Below are 23199 nucleotides of genomic sequence, written 5' to 3'. Positions count from 1 at the left end.
CTTACTCCAGCGCCACGGCCGGCACGGGCGCCGGCGCCGCCGGCGTCTGCAGCGGCAGCACCTGGCGCAGGAAGGCTTCGAACATCAGCAGCGACCAGAGCGGTGCGCTGTAGTCGCGCCGTCCGGACGCGTGCTGTTCCAGCAGCACGCGCACGTAATCCATGTCGAACAGGCCGCACTGCGCCAGCGTTGGCCCCAGCAGCCGCTGCTGCAGGCGCTGGCGCAGCGGGCCGCGCAGCCAGGCGGCCAGCGGCACGGAAAAGCCCATCTTCCGGCGGTACAGCAGTTCATCGGGCAGGAGCGGGCGCAGGGCTTTCTTGAGCAGGTACTTGCCCTCGCCGCGGTGCAGTTTCCACTGCGGCGGCAGGCCCGACATCCACGCCACGAGTTCGTGGTCGAGCAGCGGCGAGCGCACTTCCAGCGCATGCGCCATGCTGGCGCGGTCCACCTTGGTGAGGATGTCGCCGGGCAGGTAGGTTTTCAGGTCCAGGTACTGCACCTGCGACAGCGCGTCCTGCGCGGGACTGGCCAGCGCGTACCGGCGCAGCACTTCGACGGCGCGGTAGCCCTGCAGGCCGCGCCGCAGCTCGGGGCTGAACAGGCGCGCGCGCATGGCGTCGCCGAGCAGGCTGACGCCGTGAAAGTAGGCGTCCGTCGTGTCGCGCGCCAGGCCTTCGAAGGTGGTCTTGGCGCGCAGGAAGCGCGGCGCCCAGTCGGCCTTCGGATACAGCCGCCCCAGGGTGCCGAACAGCGACTGGCGCAGGCCTGCCGGCAGCAGCGGGTCCATCGCCTTGCGCACGCGTTCCTCGCGCGTGTGCAGGCGGTAGCGCCGGTAGCCGGCCAGGCTTTCGTCGCCGCCGTCGCCCGACAGGGCCACCGTGACGCGCTCGCGGGCCAGCTGGCACACGCGCCAGGTGGGCATGGCCGAACTGTCGGCGAACGGTTCGTCATACAGCCTGGCCAGCAGGTCGATCAGTTCGAAATCGTCCTGCTCGACCTGGCGCGCGTGGTGGAAGGTGCCGTAGCGGCGCGCCACCATGTCCGCGTAGCGCGCCTCGTTCCAGGCCGGGTCGCCGAACGAGATCGAGCAAGTGTTGACGGGCGTGGCGCTGGCCCCGGCCATCAGCGCGACGACGGCGCTGGAATCGACGCCGCCCGACAGAAAGGCGCCCAGCGGCACCTCGGCCACCATGCGGATGCGCACGGCCTCGCGCAGGCGCGCCAGCAGTTCGTCGGCCGCCTGCGCCTCGCTGGCCGGCGCATGCGGCACGAAGGGGATGTCCCAGTACGGCTGCGGCGCGGGCAGCGGCTGACCGGCGCGGATGGAGAGGGTATGACCGGGCGGCAGCTTGCGCGCGTGGCGGAAGATGCTGCGCGGCTCGGGCACGTAGCCATACGCGAAATACTCCTCCACCGCCAGCGGGTCGATATCGCGCGGCATGGCCGGATGCGCGAGCAGGGCTTTCAGTTCGGAGCCGAACAGCACGGTGCCGTCGCTGGCCTCGCCGTAATACAGCGGTTTCACGCCGAGCCGGTCGCGCGCCAGGAACAGCAGGTGGCGCCGGCGGTCCCACAGGGCGAAGGCGAACATGCCGCGCAGGCGCTGCACGCACTGTTCGCCCCATTGTTCCCAGGCATGCACGATGACTTCCGTGTCGCTGCTGGTGCGGAACGGGTGGCCGAACTGGCGCAGCTCGGCCATCAGGGCGCGATAGTTGTAGATTTCGCCATTGAAGACGATGGCGATGCTGCGGTCGGCGTTGAACAGCGGCTGCTGGCCGCCCGCCAGGTCGATCACGGACAGGCGCCGGTGTCCGAGGCCGAGGCCCGGTTCACGGTGCAAGCCGCCTTCATCGGGGCCGCGGTGGCGCAGGCTCTGGGTCATGCGCGCGAGCAGGGCCGGATCGACGTCGCGCTGGCCCTGCAGATCGAAGATGCCGGTGATGCCGCACATGGCTGGCCTTTCAGGGATAGGTGGACAGGGGCGACGGCTGCTGCGCGCCCGTCAGGCGGTCATACACGGCCAGATAGGCGCCGGCCATGGCCGGCAGGCTGTGTTCGGCCAGCACTTGGCGCCTCCCGCGCGCGCCGTGGCGCGGACCCAGTTCCGGCATGCTGTAATAGTCGAGGATGGCGTCGGCCAGCATCTCGGGCGAACCGGCCGGCACCAGCGTGCCGCTCCAGCCCGACTGCACCAGTTCCGCATTGCCGCCCACCTGGGTGGCGACGATGGGCAAGCCCGTGGCCATGGCTTCGAGGATGGTGTTGGAACTGCCTTCGGCCAGCGAGGGCAGCACGAACAGGTCCATCGCGCGCAGCAGCTGCGCCACGTCGTCGCGCGCGCCGGGCAGCCAGGCCAGGTGCGCCGCGCCGGCCCGCTCCAGCATGGCCAGGCACTGCTGGCGGCACGGCCCGTCGCCGATCAGCATCAGGCGCAGGCGCGCACGGGCGCCCGGCTGCGCCAGCAGCAGCAAGAAGGCTTGCACCAGCGAGGCGTAATCCTTGACGGCGGCCATGCGGCCCACGCTGCCGATGACGAAGGCGCCGTTGCACAGGAAGCCGGGCGGCCCGACGGCGGCCGTCGGCCCCAGGCGCGGGTGGAATTGCACGCTGTCGACGCCATTGCCGATGTGCGTCACGTGGGCCGGCGCGGCGCCGATGGCATCCACCAGCCATTGCCCGAGGTCGGCGCTGACGGCGATGAAGTGCTGCACCAGCGGCAGCATGCATTTGCGCAGCAGCCGGTATTTGCGGCTGGTGCCGTGTAAGTCGTCGATGTCGCGCCCGTGTTCGCCATGCACGCGCAGGCGCACGCCGGCCAGCCAGGCCAGCAGCTGCGCCTCGATGCAGCCCAGGTTGCGCGTATGCACGAGCGCCGGCCGCAGCTGTTTCAGCACGCGGTACAGGTGCAGGTAATGGGGCCAGTCCTTGCCTTCGCGCTTGCCCAGGCTGATGATGTCGACGCCGGGCGCCGTCAGGCGCTGGCGGAAGGCGGTGGCGTTCTTCAGGCAGACGATGGCGTGCCGGTAGCGTCCGGGCGGCAGGTGGTTGAGCAGGTTCACCAGGCCGTTTTCCAGGCCGCCCACGTCGAGCTGGTGGATCACGTGCACGATCAGCGGGGCGGCGCGCGCCGTCCCGCTGCCCGCGATCCCGCTTGCCACGACGCTGTCATCGGCCATGCGGCAACTCCTGCAAGCGTTGTTCGATGGCCGGCAGGGCTGCGCGCAGGAACGCGTGCAGGGCCGCGCGCGGCGGCGGCGCCAGTTCGTCGTAGCTGGCGAAGACGAGGATTTCGGCACCATCCTGGCGCGTGCCCAGCAGCTTGGCCCTGGCCAGCAGCAGCTTCACCAGCACCGGTTCGGCCGTCAGCACGCCGCCCTGGCGGTAGACGCGCCACAGCAGCAGCCGTTCGCCGCCGTGCGCCAGCACGCTTTCACGCACGGCAAGCAGGCCGTCCGTCGCGCCATGGCCCACGCTGACGTGCCGCTGGCCGTGCGCCAGCGCCATCCAGCGCGCGCCATACGGCATGCCCTGGTGCGTCAGCAGCTCGGCATCGCGCGCCTGGCGCGCATACCAGGCCAGCTGCAGCCCCACCTGGGCGCCGCCATCGTCGCCATCGCGCGCATACGTGGCCAGCCATTGCGCGGGAGCGCCGGAAAATGGCGCTTGCCAGGCGGGCGGCACGGCGGGCAGGCGCCGCCAGGCGGGCGGATCGGGCAAGGCCAGCGCGGCGGGCGGCGGCGCGGACAGGACAGCGTCGTGCTGGCGCCAGCCCAGCGCGGGCCACAGCGCGGCGATCGCCAGGCAGGCCAGCGCGGCGCGGACGGTGGCGCGCGGATGGGCGCGGTTCCGGCCCGGCGGCTGGGGTGGCAGCGGCGCGGCGGCGACGGTCGCGCGGGCGGGCGGCAATTCGCGCCAGCGCGCGGCGATCCAGAACAGCAGCAGCGCCACCGCGCCAAAGAACAGCCAGCCGTAGACCAGGTGGTCGACCCCCACGGCCAGGCGCATATTGCTCAGGTGGCCCAGCATCACGATCAGGTAGGCGCGCACGCCGTTGGCGAGGATGGGCACGAGCAGCGCGCACGCCATGATGGCCAGGCGCCGGCGCGTGCTGTGGAAGTGCAGGTGGGCGAACAGGGCACCCAGGGCCAGCGCGGCGATCAGGTAGCGCAAGCCGCTGCACGCCTCGACCACCGACCAGTTGCCGCTGGGCAGAGAGAAATTGTTGCCATCGCGGAACACCGGCACGCCCGTCAGCTGCAGCGCCGTCACCGTGAAGGCGGCCGTGAAGTCGATCAGCGGTTCGAGGAAGACTTCGCCGAACGGCACGGCGAGGAACAGATAGGCGAGCGGGAAGGCCAGCAGGCGCACGGCCGGCAGCCCGAGGATGGCCAGCACGCAGGCCGGCAGCATGGCCGTGGCCGCGTACTGTTCCACCACCTGCACGTTGGCCGCGTCGGCCAGCAGCCAGGCCAGGCCCAGCGCGGCCAGCAGCAGCAAGCCGGCCGCCGACGGTTGCGGCGCCAGCGCGGCCAGCCGGGCACGCCGGCGCCAGGCCAGCCAGGCGCAGATGGGCACGATCAGGTAGCCGTGCGCGAAGGTTTGCGAACGCGACCACAGCTCCAGCATCGACCAGAAGGTGGCGTGGTACAGCAGCACGATGGCGGCCAGGGCCAGCAGCAGGGCAGGCAGGGCGCTGTTGCGCCGCCCATCGGGCACGCTGGACGCTGGCGGCAAGGCCAGCGCATCGGGCGGCGGCGCCAGGCTGTCGAGGCGCGCACTCATGTGGACGGTTCCCGCGCCGGGCGCGAGGGGGCAAGGCTGGCGATGCCGGTGGCTGGCGCGGCGCCGTGGTCGGGGCCGGGGCCAGGCTTGGGTACGGCGTCTGCCTGCGCCAGGCCCAGCATGGCGCCCAGCGCCTGCAGGTTTTTCTCCCAGTCATACTCCTGCAATATCAGCTGGCGTGCCGCCGTGCCGATGGCCGCGCCGCCGTCGCCGCCGTGCTGGTTGCGCAGCACGCGCGCCGCGTGGTGGATGAATTCGGCGTCGTCGCGCGCCAGCAGCAATTCCAGCCCTGGCTGGGCGGCGATGCCCTCCAGCGCCTGCGGCGTGGCGAGGACGATCTTGCCCATCGCCATCGCCTCGAGCACCTTGTTCTGTACGCCGCGGGCGATGCGCAGCGGCGCCACGGCCAGCGCCGCGCCGGCCAGGTAGGGACGGATGTCGGGCACGCTGCCGGTCACGGTCACGCCGGCCACCCTGGCCAGCGCCGTCACGGCCGCGGCGGGACGGCTGCCGACGATATAGAACTGCAGCTGGGGGAACTGGCGCCGCAGCGCGGGCCAGACGTGGCGCACGAACCATTGCACGGCGTCGATATTCGGCCAGTAATCCATGGCGCCCGTAAATACCAGCACCTGCGCGCCGGGTGCGTACGGGCCGGTGTCCGCGCCCGCCGGCGCCGGCGCGGGCGGGGCGAAATAGGCGGCGTCGACGCCGTTGTTGAAATGCCCGGTCTTGCGGCGCGCCATGGGCGCGCACTGGCGGAACAGGGCCGCCTCGGCCTGGGAGACGAAGCTGGCGGCCGTAAACTGCTGCGCGATATGGCGTTCATACTGCAGCAGCAAGCCCGCCTCGCGCCGGTACAGCTGCGACAACGGCCATGGCTTACTGTCGGCGTACTGGCGCCATTTGTCGGAATCGACGTCGACAAAGTCGATCACGCGGTGCAGCGGCCGACCCGCGCTGCCGTCGACATATTGCGCCATGGGCCCCGAATAGGCGAGCGCGTGGCGCACCCTGCCGTCGGCCAGCACGCCGTCCACCCATTGCAGCAGGCGCGGGTCGCGGTAGTAGTGCACGCTCATGGATTGCCGCGACAGCAGCGCCTGCGCCGCGCGCCAGCGCGCCGCGCCGCGCCGCAGGTCGATGAAGCGCGAACTGGCGCACAGCGCGGCCACGGTGTTCGCGTGCTGCCAGTCGGCCTCGTCGTCGATGAAACAGCCCAGGTGCACGCGGAAATGCCGGCTCAGGTACTGCAGCATGTGCCACGAGCGTATCTTGTCGCCCTTGTTGGGCGGATACGGGATGCGGTGCACCAGGTACAGGAGATCGCGCATGGCTAACCCAGTTGCCGCACGATATGCGGCCCCAGCAGGTTGGCCAGCGGCAGCGGCAGGCGGCGCCAGACGCGGATGGACAGCGCGTATTTCGGATTCAGGGGATTGACCTCGGGGAGTTGGGTGGCGCGCACCAGCCGGTACGCGTATGGCAGCGGCTGCGGCGCGAAGCCCCAGTTCTTCTTGAAATCGTAGGCGCCCGTGCCCAGCTTGCTGCGGCCGAAATCGAACAGGCGGCAGCCGCGCGCGCAGGCGCGGCGCATCGTTTCCCAGTACAGGAAGTCGTTGGCGCCCGTGTTGCGCGCCAGCACGCTGCCGCCGCCGTAATACGGCAGCACTTCATCGCGGAAATAGAACACGAGCACGCTCGCCTGCGCCTGCTGGCCGTGATAGACGGTGAGGATGTCGCAATCGGCGCCGAACACGGCGCGCAGCAGGGCAAAATGGCGGCGCGCGAAGACGGGCGTGCCGAGCCGGTGCACGCTGTCCGCATAGATCGGGTAGAACCGTTCGAGGTCGTAGTCGATGGCGCTGTGCAAGCCGTTGGCGATGCCCTTGCGCACGACGGCGCGCTGCTTGCGGGGAATCGCCAGCAGGTTCTGCTCGGCGTCGGGGTGCAGGATTCGGCGGAACGTCGCATACAGGGGACGCCGCAGCCAGCCGTCTTGCGCCAGTCCATGGCTGGCGCCGTCGTCGCGCCAGCGGTATTCGAGGTGGCCCACGCCCAGGCGCTGCGCCAGCGCCTGCGCCGCGCCATCGAGCGCCTCGCGCGCGGCGGCGCTGGCGCCGGCGATGCCGCCATACACGCAGAACGGCAGCGAGACGAGGGCCTTGCCGAACAGGCGGCTGCGCAGGTGCACCAGCGGCAGCACGCCGCAGATGCGGCCATCGTGTTCGGCGTACAGGAAATAGCTGTCGTGGCCGAAGCCTTGCTCCATGATGGTTTGCCAGCCGGCCCGGTGAAAGAAGGTGGCGTCGGGGCAAGCCTGGACGAAGGCGTCCCAGCGCGCATGCGCGTGCCGCTGCGACGGCAGCTGCCGTACCGCGATGGCGCCGGGAAATGGCAGCACGCTGGCGGCCGGTGGCGCCGGGCAGTCGAGAGGAAGGCTGGCCTCGTGCATCATGTGCTTTCCAGAAAGATACGGTCCATGCGGTCCCAGGCGAAGTCGCGCGTCAAACGCGCCAGCCGCGCTTCCATGCGCCCCAGGTTCAGGTAGTGGCGCCAGCGCGTCCTGGCGCTCAGGCCGGCCGGGCGCGGCTGGCCGGGATCGATTTCCCAGGGATGAAAATAGAATATGCCAGCTTGCCCGTCGCGCGAATTGATGCGTCGCAAAAGCCAGCGCGACAGTGCATACGGCAGCAGGCGGAAATAGCCGCCGCCGCCGGCCGGCACATTGCGCCCGCCCAGGCGCACGGTACTGACGGGCAATTCCAGCACGCCTTGCGGCCCGCGCGGGCGCCAGGCGAAGCGGGGCGCGTCCGGCATGCCGTAATGGTCGTGGCGGATCGGGTAGATGCTGGAACTGTAGCGGTAACCAGCTTCCTGCAGCACGTCGAAGGCCCACAGGTTGGCGGCGCCAATGGAAAAGCTGGGCGCCCGGTAGCCGTGCACGGCGCGGCCCGTCAACTGTTCCAGGATGGTTTTGCTTACGCGCACGTCGGCGGCGAAATCGGCCGGCGACTGCGCCGAGGCGCGCAGGTGGGCGTAGCCGTGGCTGGCCACCTCGTGTCCGGCGGCGGCGATGCGCCGCAGCATGGCCGGATAGCGCTCGGCGATCCAGCCCAGGGTAAAAAAGGTGGCGTGGATGCGGCGGCGCTCGAGCAGCAGCAGGATGCGCTCGATGTTGGCCTCGACGCGGCATTCGAGGCGCGGCCAGTCGGCGCGGGCGATATGCGGCGCGAAGGCGGAGACCTGGAAGTAATCCTCGACGTCGATGGTCAGCGCATTGCGCGGGCGTGGCGTGGTCATGGCGGCCTCCTAAAACTGCATGTTGAGCGTGGCGCTGACGCCGTTTTCGCGGTAGCCGCCGCCGCGGTTGCTGGTATGCCGCGTGTGCCGCACGTCGATGCTGGCCGTCACTTTCGGTTGCAGGAGGCGGCTGTAGCCGGCCGTTACGGTGGCGTTGCCGTCGCGCCGGGGCACGCTCAGCGAGCGCACGCTGGCATAGCCGGCATTGAGGTTCAGGCTGCTGCGCGAGGAGAGTTGCCAGTTCCAGCCGAGACTGGTACCGACCTGGCGCGTGCGGTCTTCGCTGCCGAATTCCACGCCGGGCAGCAGGATGCTGTCGATGCCGCTGGCCGTTTGCGCCGTGCGGTCGACGGCGTTGATGCCGAAGACCACGGTGCTTTTTGCCGTCGCGCGCGCCATGCTGAGCTTAGCCTGCTTTTGCAGGAAATAACGGTGGCTGAAGTAATTGATGGCGCCCAGTTCCGGTCCCAGTCCGTTGGCGTAGCGCAGGAAGGCGTCGATGCGCAGGCGGCGGTCTATGGCGTTGGGAAAGATACCGCGCCACAACTGATCGAGCAGCTTGGCCGCGTCGCGGTCGCCCAGGCGCTGCATTTGCGCGGGCAGGCTGGTGATGTTTTCGTTGTAGCTGAGCTGCCAGCTCGTGTGGCGCTGCAGGAAATTGGCGTCCAGGCTGTACGTGTGGCCAAAGTAGCGCTTGCCCGTGCTGAAGGCGACGCTGGTGCGCGGCGACGGCGTCCATACGGTGCCCAGCGACCAGAAGCGGCCCTGCGGCGCCTTGCCCGTGACCGATGCATAGCCTTCGCGCTCCATGCCGCCGCTGGCCGTGGCCGCCCATTTGCTGCTGAGCGGGTAGCGCAGGCCCGCGCTGCGGCGTTCCATGCGCAGCGGCGCCAGCCGGCTGTCCTGCGTGCGGCGCACGTCGTGGCTGGCATTCCACGTCCAGCCGGCGCCGCGCGGCTCGCCGGCCAGCAGCAATTCCACTTCGTCGCTGTGCACGGACAGCAGGTCGCCGCCGCTGGCCACCGCGTTGCGCGTGTAGCGCAGCTCGGCCGTGGCCACGCCGCGGAAGCGGTGGCGCAGGTAGGGGCTGATGCTGGTGGTGCGCACGGTGCTGGCGTTTTCCGTGTCGGGCAAGTCGTCGATCACCTGCGGGCCGAACGGCGAGATGTTGCGCCGGCTGACGCTGGCGGCCGCGTCGACGAAGAACCAGTCCTGTACCAGCTCGGCGTCGCCGGCGGCGCGCAATTGGTGGCTGTCCGTGTCGGCGCGGCGCGCGTACAGGAATTTGTGCCAGCTGTAGTCGAGGTGCACGCGCAGGCGCGGGCCGTTGCCGACGAGGGCGATGGCGGGCGCGATTTCCGTGATGAAGTCGGACTGCGCGCGCTCGGGCGCCGCGCGCAGGGCGTTATCCGTATAGCTTTCGCGCAATCGCAGCGACGGCTTCACCAGCCAGTCGACGGCGCTGGCCGGCGCGGGCAGCAGGAACAGGGACAGCGGCAGCAGCGGCAGGCTTGACAACAGCGGCGGCCTGCGCCTAGTCGTAATAGCCATAACCGTAGTAGTCGTTACCCGGAAATGACTTGGTCTTGTTGTAAATCAAATGGATGTGTTCGCACGCCTCGATCTGGCGCAGCGCTTCCTTGACGGCATGCTGGGTCGTCGTTTCCGCCTCCACCACCATCACCACTTGCCCCATCTGTCCCACCAGCGCGTGCGCTTCGCTGGTGATCAGCAGCGGCGGCGAGTCGAAGACGACGACGCGGTCCGCGTAGCGGCTGGCGATCTCCGCCAGCAAGCGGCTCATGGCGCGGCTGGCCAGCAATTCCGTCGCGTGCCGGTTGCTGCGCCCGGCCGGCAGGATGCTCAGGTTGGCGACATTCGTCTTCAGGATGACGTCCGCCATTTCCAGCTGCTCGTCGAGCAGCACGTCCATCAGCCCCGGTTCCGGCGCCAGGCCCAGCACTTTCAGCACGGACGGGCGCGCCACGTCGGCGTCCACCAGCAGCACCGTGATATCCATCTCCATGGCGATGCTCATGGCCAGGTTGACGGCGCAGTAGGTCTTGCCTTCGCCGGGCATGGCGCTGGTGACGACGATCAGGTTGCCGTGGCGGATGGCCTCGGCGCCGCCGGCGCGCGCCTGGCGCAGCAGCGGGCGCTTGATGATGCGGAAATCCTCGGCCACGGAACTGCGTCCGCCGTCGTGCGTGAGCATGCCCTGTTCCTGCAGCCGGGCCAGGTTCAGGGTGCGGTAGCGCGGCGATAGCTGCGCCGCCGCTTCGGACGCACCATCGGCGCCAGGCGGCACGCCGGCCTCGTCCACGCGCCCCATGTTCGGTTCTTCCTTGCCGTTGCTATGCATGCTTGCTCCCCGGGCCAGGCCCTGGCTTAGAATTTCAGCAGCGCGGCCGTCATGACCACGCCGTACAGCATGAACAGGCTGCCGAGGCAGGCGCCGAAGCCATAGCGGGCGCGCCGGCGGCGCACCTGCTGCAGCGGCGTCCAGTTCATCGACACGGTGCCCAGCACGCTCAAGCCCGTCGCTTCGCGCAGTTCGGCCGGACTGAGGAAGGTGGGGCGCACCTGGCTGATCAGGAGGGCCGTGGCGATGCCGGCCACCAGGGCCGCGCCCAGCGCCGCGCTGAACAGCAGTGGGCGGTTCGGGCCGACGGGCGCGTACTGCACGGTGGGCGGGTCGATGATCTTGAAGGCCATCATGTCGGTGGTGGAACTGAGTTCGCCCGACAGCTTGGCCGCTTCGCGCCGGCCGATCAGCTTTTCATAGTTTTCCTTGTTGATGATGTAGTCGCGGTTGAGCTGCGCCAGCTGCGATTCCACCTCGGGCACGGCATTGCTTTGCGCCAGCAGCCGCTCGTTGCGCGCGCTGTATTCCTGCACGCGGGCCTTGATGGCGGCCACCTTGGCGTCGGCGTCCGTCAGCGCCACTTTCAGCTGCTGCAGCATGGGGCTGTAATTCTTGCCCGGATCGCCGGACGCCGCCTTCAGCTTGCTTTCCTCGATCTTGCGTTCTTCCAGCTGGGCCACCAGGCGCTTCGAGGAAATAATATCGGGATGCAATTCTGTAAACTGCATGCGCAGGCTGTCGAGGTTCTTGTTGAGCGAGGCGATGCGCTCGTCGAGTTCGGGATTCGTGATGGCGGCCGCGTTCGGTTCAAGGTCGAGCACCGGTTCGTCGCCTTCGATCTGGCTGAGGATGGCCTTGCGCGACTGTTCCGCCTCGACCAGTTCCAGCTTGGCATTGTTCAGGCTATCGGACGACATCAGCAGCTGGCTGCCATAGTCGATGCCCTGGCGCGGCAGCAGCAGGTTGTTGCGGATCTTGAATTCCTTCACGAGGTTTTCCGCCGCGCTCAGCTTGTCCTCGTAATTCTTGATCTGCTCGTCGATGAATTGCACGGCTTTCTGCGAATCGCCTTTTTTCCCCTGGAAACTGCCTTCGACAAAGATGGTCAGCAGGCTTTGCACGACGTCGCGCACCAGCTTCGGGTCGCGCCCGTTGTAGCTGATGGTGTAGATATCGTAGGCATTCGTGCCGCTGATCTTGATGCGGCTCATCAGGTCATCGAGCTGGGCCTCATGTTCGCGCACGGTCTTCGAGTCGAGGTCGAGGTCGACCATGCGCATGACGCGCTCCACGTTGGGACGGCTGAGCAGGGTGCGGCTCATGATGGCCACCTGCTGCTCCGTGTTCGGCACGCTGGTCATGCCGGCCATCAGCGGCTTGAGGATGGTTTGCGTATCGACAAACACGCGCGCCCGGGTCTGGTAATCGTCGGGCAGGGTGATGACCTTGATGAAGCCGGCGATGCTCACCAGCCAGGCGACGAGCACGGCATGCCAGCGGTATTTCCAGATGCCCTTCAGGCTGGACAGCAGTTGCTGTATCAATTGCTCCATGTCGCTTCCTTCCGGTGACGATGCTGCGCAATAGCGGGGCCGGCGGCGTGGAAACGGCAGCCCGATGCGGCAAATGCTTGTCGAGTAAGCAAAGTATAGGACCGTTGCCGGGCAAGATTTCCCAAGATGATTGCTTCTTGATACGCCTCAAGGTTCCCTTGCCGCGTTTTAATAATCATAGGAGTTCGCGGCCCAGGCTGCTTCTGCGCGGCCGGCGGCTTGGTGCGCCACCTGGTGCGCCATCGACTCGAAGAGGCCCAGCATGAATCTGTTCCGCCGTACCTTAGTCCTGCGCGCGCTGGCCCTGGCGGCGGGCGGCCTGCTGGGCGCCTGCGGCACGCGTCATCCGCTGGCGCCCGCCGACGACAGCGCGCCCCAGCACGACTACCTGATCGGGCCGGGCGATTCCGTCAACATCATCGTCTGGCGCAACCCGGAAGTGTCGCTGACGGTGGCCGTGCGGCCCGACGGCAAGATCACCACGCCGCTGGTGGAAGACCTGGAAGCGAGCGGCAAGACGTCGACCCAGCTGGCGCGCGACATCGAGCAGGCGTTGAGCAAGTTCATCCAGCAACCGGTGGTGACCGTCATCGTCACCAACTTCTCGGGGCCGTATGGCGAGCAGATCCGCGTCATCGGCGAGGCGGCCAAGCCGCAGGCGCTGCCATACCGGCTCGGCATGTCGCTGATGGACGTGCTGATCGCCGTCGGCGGCATCACCGATTTCGCCGCGGGCAACAAGGCCAGCATCATCCGCCTGCGCGATGGCAGCCAGCAGCAGCTGCGCGTGCGGCTCGACGATCTATTGAAGAATGGCGATATTTCGGCGAACGTCATGATGCGTCCGGGCGACGTGTTGCTGATACCGGAGAGCTTTTTTTAAAACATTAACAGTGCTGTCAAAACAGCACTTTTATTTATAAATTTGTACTCGCGGGCAAATTTAATCATGTAATTTTGCTATTGAATACGCACTTTCTTCTGTTTTTTTCAGCGGAAGCGGGAACTTCTCCAGTTCTCTACTTGTCACAAGGCATTGGCTTCAGTCCGTCTCGACGGGCGGCCGATGAACGCGAGGACAAGATGAGCTTTGAAGATGAACCTATTATTTCCTTCGACACGCCGGGCGAATTCAGCGACCTGGTGGTGGGCGAAGGCAAGATCGACCCGGCCATGGAGCACGAGCTCGACCTGCAGCGCTTCCATATCCGCATGGCCAATTCGCGCGGCCGCCGCGAAGCGGCCAGCCTGCTGATCCGCAAGATGTACGGCTGGCGCGGTTATGCGGTCGACCCTGGCATCACGCATGCGCTGAACAAGATCACCCTGTTCGCGGAAACGGCCGGCACGACGGTCGGCACCATGACCCTGTGCCTGGACAATGACGAGACGGGCTTGCCCGCCGATGAAAACTTCCGCGACAAGCTCGACGTGCTGCGCGAAGAGGGGCGCCGCCTGTGCGAGCCGTCGCGCCTGGCCATCGACAAGGGCGTCAGCAAGCGCGTCTTTGCCGCGCTGATTCATATTTCTTATATCTATGCCCACAATATCCACGGCTTTACGGATTACGTGATCGAAGTCAACCCGCGTCACGTGGTGTTTTACAAGCGCATGCTCGGCTTCAAGGACTTCGGCGGCGAGCGCGAATGCACGCGCGTGGGGGCGCCGGCCGTGCTGCTGCGGCTCGACCTCGATTACATGGGAGCGCAGATCCGCAAATATGGCGGCCTGATGGAACAACATGGGGGAGAACGGTCGTTTTACCCCTTTTTTTTTCCAACATGGGATGAGCCTGGTATTACCGACCGCCTGCGGCAGGGACGTAACTGAAATTCATTTATTTTTCAGCAGGATCGCCTGCATGTGGTTGCCCGGTATCGCGTAGGTGATGCCGCTGGGCGCGCTGATGGCCGTTTCTTTCAAGCCTTTCACGTAGACCATGTTGACGATGCCATAAACGAGTCCCGTCTCGGGATCGAACAGCGGGCTGCCGCTGCTGCCCGGATACGCCGTCGCGTCCAGCTGGAACACGGTGTACGGCGATTTTTGCAACTGCGCCAGGCGCCGCGCATCGAGCCGCTGCGCGTTTTCGCTGGGCATGACGACGGGCGTCAGCGACGACACGGTGGCGCGGTGCGTAACGTGGTGCAAGCCCAGTAGCATACCCAGGGGAAAGCCCGTAAACGCCATGGCCTGGCCTTCGCGCACGCTGGCCGCGTCGCCCAGCGCCAGGGCCGGCAGCGGCACGCCGGCCAGGCGCAGCAGGGCCAGGTCGTGCTCCGTGTCGATCGACAACACCTTGGCCGGACGAAACTGCGCCGCCTCGCCCTGGCCCGTGAGGATGCCGATGATTTCGTTGGGATTGGCGTCGAGCAGCTTCTGGATCACGTGGGCGCAGGTCAGCACGCTCAAGCCGTCGCCCGTGGCAAAGCCCGTGCCGATAAAGTTCATCGGCGGCGTGCGCGTCTTTTGCAGGCTGCCGACGCCGACGACCGACGGTTTGACGCGGGCAATGGCTTGCGCCAGGGTGGCATCGGCGCGGCTGGGCGCGGCGGCCAGGGCCAGGGCCAGGCCGAACAGCAAGGTGGATGGATAGTTCATGGGGACGCGCTTTCGGCAGGGTGGGAGGGCGGAGCTAGGGGGCGCAGCAGCGCGCACAGCAGCATCAGATAGGCGAGCAGGGCGATGCGCGGCACGTCGAGCAGGCTGTCGAACAGGCCGACGACGAGAAAGCCGAGCAGGGCGGCGGCGCCGGCCACGGCGGCATGCCGGCCTTCGCGCGCCAGTCGCAGCAAGGCAAGGCCCGCCGCCGTTACCAGGGCCAGCATGGAGAGCAGGCTGCACCAGCCCGCTTCCACCAGCAGTTGCAGCGCCAGGTTCTTGACATGCCATGGCAGGTGATGGTGGTCGCTGCTGAAAAACCAGTAATTGCTTGCCTGCGTAAAGCGGCCGTTGGCGATCAGCTCGTCGCCGCCGGGAGGGCGCAGGCTGAGATTGTCGATATCGACGACGGACGACGCGGCCGTGCCGCTGGCGGCCAGTTCCAGCTGCACGGGCGCGCGCAGCAGCCAGCCGCCCGCGCCGAGCCAGGCACTGTCGAACTGCACCTGATAGTGTTGCCACGCCGTCAAGGGCGTGCCTGCCGCCGGTTGACGCAGGCGCAGCGGCGGCGCGACGCAGTTCTGCGCGTACAGCAACTGGCGCTGGCACAGGCGCACCTGCAGCACGGGCATGGGGCCGGCGCGGCGCGCGTCGAGCGCCAGCGTGTAGCGCGTGGCCGGGCGCAGTTCCAGCCGCTGCAGCAACCGCAGCAGTTCGCCGTAGCCGGCACTGTAGCCGGGACTGGTCAGGCGCACATAATCGTTGCCCGCCTCCTCGGCGTACGTGATGCTGGCCGGCACGTCGCGCTGGGGATTGTGCCAGTAGTACGTGGCGGGAAAGCTGCCCAGGCCCATGCCGAACAGCCGGCTGTGCCAGTTGGCCGGCTGCATGGCCAGCACTTGCTGCCAGTGTCGCAGGCGGCCTTGCAAGTCGCCCGCGCTGGTGGCGAAGCGCTCGGTGGCGTAATAGCTGGCCGAAACGGGGATGGTCAGCAGCAACAGGATGGCGGCCGCGCCGGCCACGCCGAGGCTGGCACGGTCCAGCCGCCACAAGGGCGGGCGCAGGCGCCGGTTGCCCAGCATCAGCATGGCCAGCAGCACGACCGTGGCCGCCGCCGGCAGGGCGGCCGGCCCCGCCCAATGCCAGCCTATCCAGGCCAGGTTACAGGCCAGCATGGTCCACGCCAGCATGGCCAGGCCCAGGCGGGCGGGGCTCCTGTCCGCCGCCGCGCCGGATGGCCACAGGGCGATGGCCAGCAGCAGGGCCGCCAGCAGGAACAGGAAATACGGGCCTTTCATCCAGCCTGCCGCCAGCGGCCCGTCCGCTTGCGGCCACCAGGCGGCCAGCAGGCCTTGCAGGCACAGTCCGCACAGCACGCTGGCCGGCGCCAAGCGCCATGGCAGCGGCTGCGCCGCCAGCATGAAAGTGGCGCCGAGCAGCACGACGGCGGCGATCAAGCCCCGGTAACCGGCCAGGCTGAACATATAGACCAGGGCGAGCGCGCCGGCGCCGGCCAATGCCAGGCCCAGCAGCAGGCCGCGCCGCGGCGTGCGCCGCGCCGCCTGCCGGCCCGCCGCCAGCGCCTGCCAGCCAGCCAGCAGCACGGCCGCCAGCATGGCCGCGTACAGGCCGCGCGAAAACGTGGCGAAGGCCGCATGCAGGGCCAGACCCAGCAGCAACAAGGCCAGCGCGCCTTGCCAGCGGTTATGCGCGCGCGCCAGCCACAGGCCGGCAAACGGCAGGCTCAGGGCCAGATAGCCGTCGAGGGCGGCGCCGCCCGTGTGCATGGCGGAAAACGGCGCCGTGATGCGGTAATCGCTCGACAGGTTCAGCAGGCCGGGAAACACGGCCCGCTCCCACAGCGCGCACAGCGACACCATGGCCAGCCCCGTCAGCATGCCGGGCAGCGCGTAGCGGCGCAGGGCAGGCGCATCCGCGTCGCGCAGCAGCAGCGGCAGCAACAGCAGGCTCCAGGCCCAGGCCTTGCCCAGGCGCACGCTGTTATATGGACTCAGGTAATTATTCCAGGCATTCGCATCGAGCGGCGGCAGCGGCAGCAGGCCGCGCAGCAGGGCCGCCAGCCAGGCCAGGCTGCACAGCAGCAGGCAAGCCCATGCCACCGGCGACAGGCGCGCCGCGGCGGGCCGGGCGCCGCCGCCGAGGCGCCAATAGCCGCACGCCACCGTCAGCAGCAGCAAGACGTCGATTTCCTCGAGGAAGAACCAGCCCGTCCATGGCGCCAGGTCCAGCACGGGCAGCAGTGCCGGCAGGCAGAACAGCCAGCAGGCGGGGCGCCAGCACAGCAGCAGGAAATAGGCGGGCAGCAGGACGGCAAACAGCAGGCCCGGCCAGCCGTGGCCCAGCGGGTAGTGGCGCAGGGCCAGCATGCAGGCCGCGCCCGCCACCAGGGCCAGCGGCCGCACCGCCAGGCTGGGCTTGGCCAGCGCCGCGTGCTCCGCCATGGCCTAGAGCCGGGTCAGCAAGGCCTGCGCCTCGGCCCGCTGTGGAAAGTCCTTGTTGGCGGCCAGCAGCTGTTCCAGTTGCTGGCGCGCGCCCGGCTTGTCGCCCGACTTCGCCAGCGCCACGCCCAGGTGGTACTGGATTTCCGTTGCCTTCGGCGCCAGCCCTGCCGCCTTGCGCAGCAGCAGCGTGGCGCGTTTCACATCGCCTTGCTCCAGCACGATCCAGCCCAGGGTGTCGAGCACGGAAGGATTCCCCGGCGCCAGCTTGAACGCCTGCTCGGCCGTGGCCTGCGCGCGCCCATCCTTTTCCTGCTGGTAAGCCCAGGCCAGGTCGTTCAGCGCCACTACATTATCCTTGTCCCTGGCAACGATGTACTGGAATTGCTCGATGGCCGCGCCGTATTGCTTGGCCATCAGCTTGGTGCCGGCCAGGTAAGTACGTGTGGGCAAGTCGTCCGGATGCTCGTTCAGCCAGGCCGCCATGCGCGTGTCGGCCTCGCGTTCCTGGCCGGCCGCCTGCAGGGCGCGGTACAGCTGCACTTGCAGCGGGCCGATCTTGCTGAGCTGGAACGCATGTTCGTACAGCTTGACGGCTTGCTGCGGCAGCTTCTGCTCCATCAGCACGTCGCCTTCGAGCTTGTAGCCGGCCGCCAGCTTCGGCTGCTGTTGCTGCACCTTGCGTGCCACGGCCAGCGCTTCACGCTGGCGGTTCAGCGACAGCAGCATGGCCACTTCGATCACTTGCGCGTCGAGCAAGGTGGGGTCGAGCGCCTGTGCCCGCCGCACGGCTTGCAAGGCGCTTGCATGGTCTCCCAACGCCAGGTGCAGGCTGGCGATGCGCATCTGCAGGGGGGCCGAGGCGGTTTGCACGCTGGCCAGCTTGCTGTAGCTGTCGAGCGCCGCCGGCGCCTGGCCGGCACTGTATTCCACCTGCGCGCGCAGGGCCAGCGCATCGGCGTCACCGGGATGGCCCGTCTGCAAGGTGCGCGCCAGCTCCAGCGCCTTGTCCGCCGCGCCCGTCTTCAGGTAAAAATTGCTGAGCAGCAGGGCTGGCGCGACGGCGTCGGGATTGTCGCGGTGGGCCCGCTCGAGCCAGCGCCGCGCCTCGTCCGTCTTGCCCTGCGAGGCGGCCAGCTTGGCCAGCGCCGCGCACAGGTCGGCATTTTTCGGCGACTTCGCCAGTGCCTGCTCGAAGCGCAGCTTGGCCCGCTCGGGTTTTTTCTCGGCCAGGTCGATCTGCGCCAGGTTGTTCAGGGCCGGCAGGTAGACGGGGTCCATCTCCAATGCCTGCTCGAAACTGGCGCGCGCGGCCCGCACGTCGCGCAGCGCCAGGTAAACGCCGCCTTTCAGGTTCAGCAGCACGGGATTCGTGCCTTTTTGCTGCTCTTCCATCAACTTTACGCTGGCCAGGGCCTTGTCGTTCTGCTTGTTGCGCAGCAGGGTCATCACCAGCATGGTGCCCGCCTGCGGCGTGCTCTTGTCGAGCATGCTTGCCCGCTCCAGCTCGTTGATGGCGCGGCTGTTTTCGCCCATGCCCAGGCGGCTGATGCCCAGCGCCGCATGCAGCTTGGCCGTGTCCGGCGCCAGCGTGCTGGCCTTCTCAAAATACGCCGTGGCCTTGTCGTAGCGGCGCGCCCGCAAATGCGCCTCGCCGGCCAGCGACAGCAATTCCACGTCCTCGGGAAAGGCCGTCAGCACGGGCAGCAGCAGGTCGATGGCCGCATCGGTCTTGCCGCGCATCAATTCGATCGAGGCCATCATCTTGACGGCATACAGATGCTGCGGATACACGGCCAGGAAGCGCCGCAGGTAGCTCTCCGCCAGTTGCGGCGAACCGAGCGCCAGTTGCACGGCGCCGGCCAGCAAGATGGACGGCATGTGCTCGGGCGCGGCCTTGAGCACCAGCTGCAACGCTTGCAGGGCGGCCTTGTGCTTGCCCTGGCGAAAATCGAGCAGCGCCTGCGCCTGCAGCAGGCCCAGGCTGCCGGGCGCCGACCTGCGCGCCGTGGCCAGCCGCGCCGCCGCTTCCGCAAAGCGGCCTTCCACGATGTCGAGGTTGGCGAGGTCGATATGCGCCTGCGTATCGCCGGGTTTCAGTTTGAGTATCTGCTGGTAGGCCAGGCGCGCGGCCCCGTTCTTGCCCTGCAACCGCTGCAGGTCGCCCTGCAGGCGCAAGGCGTCGAGGCTGGCCGGCGCGGACTTTAACGCCTGCGCCAGCAGCAGCTCGGCGGCCGTCAGCTGCTGTTCCAGCGCCGCGATGCGCGCCAGGCCCAGCAGCGCTTCCACCTGGCCGGGATGGCCGTCGAGCATGCGCGTATATAAGGTGCGCGCCGCGTCCTGCCGGCCCAGGGCCAGCAGGGCGTCGCCGCGCAGGGCCTGCACGGATGGCGGCTGGGCCGCATCGTCGGCGACCTCGGCCAGCACCTTGTCGAACTGGCCCAGCATCAGCCAGGACTTGCCCAGCAGCGGCATCACCTGCTGCTGGGTAAGGCCCAGCGATTTTGCCTTGCGCAATTCTTTCTCCGCCGACAGCGCCTCGCCCGTGTCGAGATAGATACTGCCCAGCAGCAGCCGCGCGGCCGCGTTTTCCGGTTCCTTTTGCAGCAGGTTCTTCAGCTGGATGATGGCGGCCCGCGCCTCGCCCTTCTGGCGGTACTGCTGCGCGTCGGCCAGCAGGGATGCACTGTCTTGCGTGCCATGGCAGCCCGTCAGGGCCGGCAACAGCAGGGCGCAGCACAGCGCGGCGGCAGGCAGGCGGGAAAGGCAGGGCGGGAAGGGACGGGCCATGGAAGTCTCCGGTAAACGCGTGCACGTGCGATGGGCCGGGAGCCGGCAAGCCCCCTGCATTGCTCTGTTGTCCTGCTTGCGGCGGCGCGCGGCACCTTGCCTCCAGCCGCCGGCGGCCAGGACACGATCCTGCGCGGCCTGTTGCTGCGGAGCTGTCCGCGTCCTGGCTGCCTTGCCGGTGCGCCGGCAAGGCGGGCCTTGTCTGCAGCGACAGGTCCTAGCTTAAAAAGATGGCCGCCGGCCTCCTTGATTGCGCTCAACAGGCTGGCGAATGGGCGCGGCCGCCACCGTGGCCACGCCCGGTTTCTTGTTCCCGCTCAAGAATGGCCGGTGCCGCGACCGTAGAATTTCCCGGACGGCGACAGTCTGGCCGCAACCATACGGAGCACATATCATGGACAGCAACGCGGGCGTGGTGGCGGTGGTGGGACTGGGCTATGTGGGCTTGCAGCTGGCCGTCGCGTTCGGCACGCGCCAGCGCACCATCGGCTTTGACTTGTCGGCGCGCAAGGTGGAAAGCTACCGCAATTGCATCGACCCGACGGGCGAGGTGAGCACGGAGCAGCTGCGCGCCGCGCAGTGGCTGAGCGTGGGCTGCGACCCGGCCGAGCTGCAACTGGCCGATTTCATCGTCGTCGCCGTGCCCACGCCCGTCGACGCCGCGCATAATCCCGATTTTTCCGCGCTGGCCGGCGCCAGCGCCGCCGTCGGCCGCCACATGCGGCGCGGCGCCACCGTCATCTACGAATCGACCGTGTATCCGGGCGCCACCGAGGACATCTGCATCCCCTTGCTGGAACAGCATTCGGGATTGCGCTGGAAGGAGGATTTTCACGTGGGCTTCTCGCCCGAGCGCATCAACCCCGGCGACAGGGCGCACACCCTGCACAGCATCCGCAAGGTGGTCTCCGGCGACGATGCCGGGACGCTCGAGCAAGTGGCGCGCCTGTACGAAGGCGTGGTCGGGGCCGGCGTGCACAGGGCCTCCAGCATCCGCGTGGCGGAAGCGGCGAAAGTCATCGAAAACACGCAGCGGGACCTGAATATCGCGCTGATGAACGAGCTGGCCATCATCTTCGACCGCATCGGCATCGACACCCTGGAAGTGCTGCAGGCGGCCGGCACGAAATGGAATTTCCTGCCATTCCGGCCCGGCCTGGTGGGCGGCCACTGCATCGGCGTCGACCCTTATTACCTGACGCACAAGGCGGAAATGCTCGGTTACCACCCGCACGTGATCCTGGCCGGGCGCCGCATCAACGACGGCATGGCCAAGTTCGTGGCGGAAAAAACCATCAAGGAAATGGTGCGCGCCGGCTTCAAGCTGAAAGGTTCGCACGTCAACGTGCTGGGCCTGACGTTCAAGGAAAACTGCCCCGATCTGCGCAATTCGAAGGTGGTCGACATGATCCATGAACTGCAATCGTACGGCGTGCAGGTGCATGTGCACGACCCCGTCGCCGACGGCCGCGAAGCGCTGGAAGAGTACGGCCTGACGCTGGAAAGCTGGGAGCAGCTGCCGCAGGCGCAAGCCATCATCAGCGCCGTGTCGCACCAGGCGCTGCTGGCCCGGCCGCTGGCCGATTACCAGGCCAAGGTGGTGGAAAACGGCTGTTTCATCGACATCAAGTCGCATTTCGACCCGCGTCCGCTGGAAGAGGCTGGCTTGCACGTGTGGCGGCTGTGATGGCGGCCCCGCAATGCATTGCGGCCGGCCCGCTGCCGGCGCGCGGCGAGGACTCCCGGGCACCGGGCGCCGCAGGGGGCGGCATTGCCGGCATTGCCGGCGCTGCCGGTCCCGCAGCCGCCGCAGTGGGGGAGGCCAGCGCGACCCCTGTTGCGGCCAGTGCCGGTGCCGCCGCTGTTGCCGGCGCGGCCGCGGCCAGCGGCGCCGGCGCGGGAGCTGCCGCCTATGCGCAGGCTTGCGCCGGGCTGGGGCAGGCGCCGCGACGCTGGCTCGTCACAGGCGCGGCCGGATTCATCGGCTCGCACCTGATGGAAACCCTGCTGAAGCTGGGCCAGCAGGTGCGCGGCCTCGACAATTTCATGACGGGGCACCGGCATAATCTCGAGCAAGTACGCGCCAGCGTGGGCGAAGAGGCGTGGCGGCGCTGCGACTTCCTCGAAGCCGATATCCGCGAGTTGCCGGCCTGCGCCGCCGCCTGCGACGGCATCGATTATGTGTTGCACCAGGCGGCGCTCGGCTCCGTCTCGCGCTCGCTGGAAGACCCCTTGCTGTGCCATGCCGTCAATGTCGGCGGCTTTCTCAACATGCTGGCCGCCGCGCGCGCCGCCGGCGTGCAGCGCTTCGTGTATGCGGCCTCGAGCGCGACCTACGGCGACCACCCGGCCTTGCCGAAAGTGGAGCAGCATATCGGCGCACCGCTGTCGCCGTATGCGCTGAGCAAATATATCGACGAACTGTACGCACACGTGTATGCGCGTTGCTACGCCACCCGGGCCGTGGGCTTGCGCTATTTCAATGTCTTTGGCCCAAGGCAAGATCCGCTGGGCGCCTATGCGGCCGTGATACCGCGCTGGATCGCGGCCATGCTGGCGAACCAGCCCGTGCAGATCCACGGCGACGGCGCCACCAGCCGCGACTTTTGCTTCGTGAATAATGCCGTGCAGGCGAATATCCTGGCCGCCACGTGCGCCGACCCGGCCGCCGTCAACCAGGTCTACAACGTGGCCGTCAACGCCCGCACCAGCCTGACGCAGCTGCACGCCACCATGCAGCGCATGCTGCTAGCCATCTGTCCGCAGCACGTGCCGCTGGCGCCCCAATATGGCGAATTTCGCCCCGGCGACGTGCGCCACTCGCAGGCCGACATCGCCAAGGCGGCCCGTCTGCTCGGCTACATGCCCACGCACGACCTGGCACAAGGCTTGCAGGAGACTATCGCCTGGTACGCGGCGCAGGCCACGGCGCCGGGGGGCTTGCCTGCTGCCACGCAGCGCACCGCCGTGTAAGTCGCGGCCTCCCTTTCCACGTCGCCAGCCAGGGTGCAATTTTCTGCGCTGCACGCGTTTGCCCCGGAAACCCGCGCGTCGCCAGCCCGGCACCCTGCGTCGTCAGCCCCCGGAGCAGGCAATGATCAAGCCCATGGAGCCGGGGAATCCACAGCAAATACAGACAATTGGCAGGCAATACAGGCCTAAATGCAGGCCTATCAACAGGCGAATCAACAGGCGAATCAACAGGCGAATCAACAGACAAGACAGGCCAAGCCGCACGTAAATCAGGCGATTTCACAGACAAATCAACAGACAGCTCAACAGATAACGATGTAGCCAACGACGCAGACAACTACCCAGGCAACTACCCAGGCAAGCTTGCCAG

At 68.0% G+C, this 23199-nt stretch carries 16 protein-coding genes; 4 read left to right on the top strand and 12 right to left on the bottom strand.

Annotated features, from left to right (window positions below; translation table 11 throughout):
• Position 1: 1 nt before the first annotated feature.
• Genes YQ44_RS12710 through YQ44_RS12670 form a run of 9 tightly spaced genes read right to left on the bottom strand, consistent with a single transcriptional unit; the run spans position 2 to position 12006 of the window.
• Positions 2–1954, bottom strand: a complete 1953-nt coding sequence (locus YQ44_RS12710; RefSeq protein ID WP_071323694.1) for an XrtA/PEP-CTERM system amidotransferase — start codon at positions 1952–1954, stop codon at positions 2–4.
• A 10-nt stretch (positions 1955–1964) separates the two neighbouring features.
• Positions 1965–3179, bottom strand: a complete 1215-nt coding sequence (locus tag YQ44_RS12705) for a TIGR03088 family PEP-CTERM/XrtA system glycosyltransferase (RefSeq protein WP_071323693.1) — start codon at positions 3177–3179, stop codon at positions 1965–1967.
• Positions 3169–4785: an exosortase A gene (gene xrtA, locus YQ44_RS12700; RefSeq protein WP_071323692.1), complete on the bottom strand. Its 1617-nt coding sequence runs from the start codon at positions 4783–4785 to the stop codon at positions 3169–3171. Before xrtA ends, YQ44_RS12705 begins: the two co-directional genes overlap by 11 nt.
• The gene (locus YQ44_RS12695; protein ID WP_083411809.1) at positions 4782–6119 is read right to left on the bottom strand and encodes a TIGR03087 family PEP-CTERM/XrtA system glycosyltransferase; all 1338 of its coding nucleotides are present in this window, start codon (positions 6117–6119) and stop codon (positions 4782–4784) included. Before YQ44_RS12695 ends, xrtA begins: the two co-directional genes overlap by 4 nt.
• Positions 6120–6121: 2 nt before the next feature.
• Positions 6122–7240: a FemAB family XrtA/PEP-CTERM system-associated protein gene (locus YQ44_RS12690; protein WP_083412141.1), complete on the bottom strand. Its 1119-nt coding sequence runs from the start codon at positions 7238–7240 to the stop codon at positions 6122–6124.
• A complete protein-coding gene (locus YQ44_RS12685; RefSeq protein WP_071323691.1) occupies positions 7240–8088 on the bottom strand; it encodes an XrtA system polysaccharide deacetylase in 849 nt (282 codons plus the stop codon). The genes YQ44_RS12690 and YQ44_RS12685 overlap by 1 nt, the downstream gene beginning before the upstream one ends.
• A 9-nt stretch (positions 8089–8097) precedes the next feature.
• Entirely contained in the window at positions 8098–9606 is a 1509-nt protein-coding gene (locus YQ44_RS12680) for a TIGR03016 family PEP-CTERM system-associated outer membrane protein (RefSeq protein WP_071323690.1), read from the bottom strand.
• A 16-nt stretch (positions 9607–9622) separates the two neighbouring features.
• Positions 9623–10450 (bottom strand): XrtA-associated tyrosine autokinase, encoded by an 828-nt coding sequence (locus tag YQ44_RS12675; RefSeq protein WP_232251273.1) that lies wholly within the window; start codon positions 10448–10450, stop codon positions 9623–9625.
• A 26-nt stretch (positions 10451–10476) separates the two neighbouring features.
• Positions 10477–12006: an XrtA system polysaccharide chain length determinant gene (locus YQ44_RS12670; protein WP_071323689.1), complete on the bottom strand. Its 1530-nt coding sequence runs from the start codon at positions 12004–12006 to the stop codon at positions 10477–10479.
• Positions 12007–12268: 262 nt separating this feature from the next.
• On the opposite strand from YQ44_RS12670, the gene YQ44_RS12665 reads away from it, so the two are divergent.
• The gene (locus tag YQ44_RS12665; protein WP_071323688.1) at positions 12269–12889 is read left to right on the top strand and encodes an XrtA/PEP-CTERM system exopolysaccharide export protein; all 621 of its coding nucleotides are present in this window, start codon (positions 12269–12271) and stop codon (positions 12887–12889) included.
• Positions 12890–13089: 200 nt separating this feature from the next.
• The gene (locus tag YQ44_RS12660) at positions 13090–13836 is read left to right on the top strand and encodes an N-acyl amino acid synthase FeeM domain-containing protein (RefSeq protein WP_071323687.1); all 747 of its coding nucleotides are present in this window, start codon (positions 13090–13092) and stop codon (positions 13834–13836) included.
• Positions 13837–13839: 3 nt separating this feature from the next.
• Here the strand turns inward: YQ44_RS12660 and YQ44_RS12655 are convergent, their stop codons facing one another.
• The 3 genes from YQ44_RS12655 to prsT are packed head-to-tail and all read right to left on the bottom strand — an operon-like array spanning position 13840 to position 19856.
• On the bottom strand, positions 13840–14607 hold the full coding sequence (locus YQ44_RS12655; protein WP_071323686.1) for a S1 family peptidase: 768 nt from the start codon (positions 14605–14607) through the stop codon (positions 13840–13842).
• Entirely contained in the window at positions 14604–17069 is a 2466-nt protein-coding gene (locus YQ44_RS12650; protein ID WP_071323685.1) for a hypothetical protein, read from the bottom strand. Before YQ44_RS12650 ends, YQ44_RS12655 begins: the two co-directional genes overlap by 4 nt.
• Before the next feature lie 3 nt (positions 17070–17072).
• Entirely contained in the window at positions 17073–19856 is a 2784-nt protein-coding gene (gene prsT / locus YQ44_RS12645) for an XrtA/PEP-CTERM system TPR-repeat protein PrsT (RefSeq protein WP_071323684.1), read from the bottom strand.
• A 394-nt stretch (positions 19857–20250) separates the two neighbouring features.
• Between prsT and YQ44_RS12640 the strand changes: the two genes are divergently transcribed.
• Complete coding sequence (locus tag YQ44_RS12640; protein ID WP_071323683.1) at positions 20251–21543, top strand: nucleotide sugar dehydrogenase; 1293 nt, start codon at positions 20251–20253, stop codon at positions 21541–21543.
• A complete protein-coding gene (locus YQ44_RS12635; protein WP_083411806.1) occupies positions 21543–22829 on the top strand; it encodes an SDR family oxidoreductase in 1287 nt (428 codons plus the stop codon). The genes YQ44_RS12640 and YQ44_RS12635 overlap by 1 nt, the downstream gene beginning before the upstream one ends.
• Positions 22830–23199: the final 370 nt, after the last annotated feature.

It is taken from the genome of Janthinobacterium sp. 1_2014MBL_MicDiv (assembly GCF_001865675.1).
Classification (GTDB): Bacteria; Pseudomonadota; Gammaproteobacteria; order Burkholderiales; family Burkholderiaceae_D; genus Janthinobacterium.
Note: the sequence above shows the minus strand (reverse complement) of the source record. Positions and strands in the feature narration are given on the sequence as shown.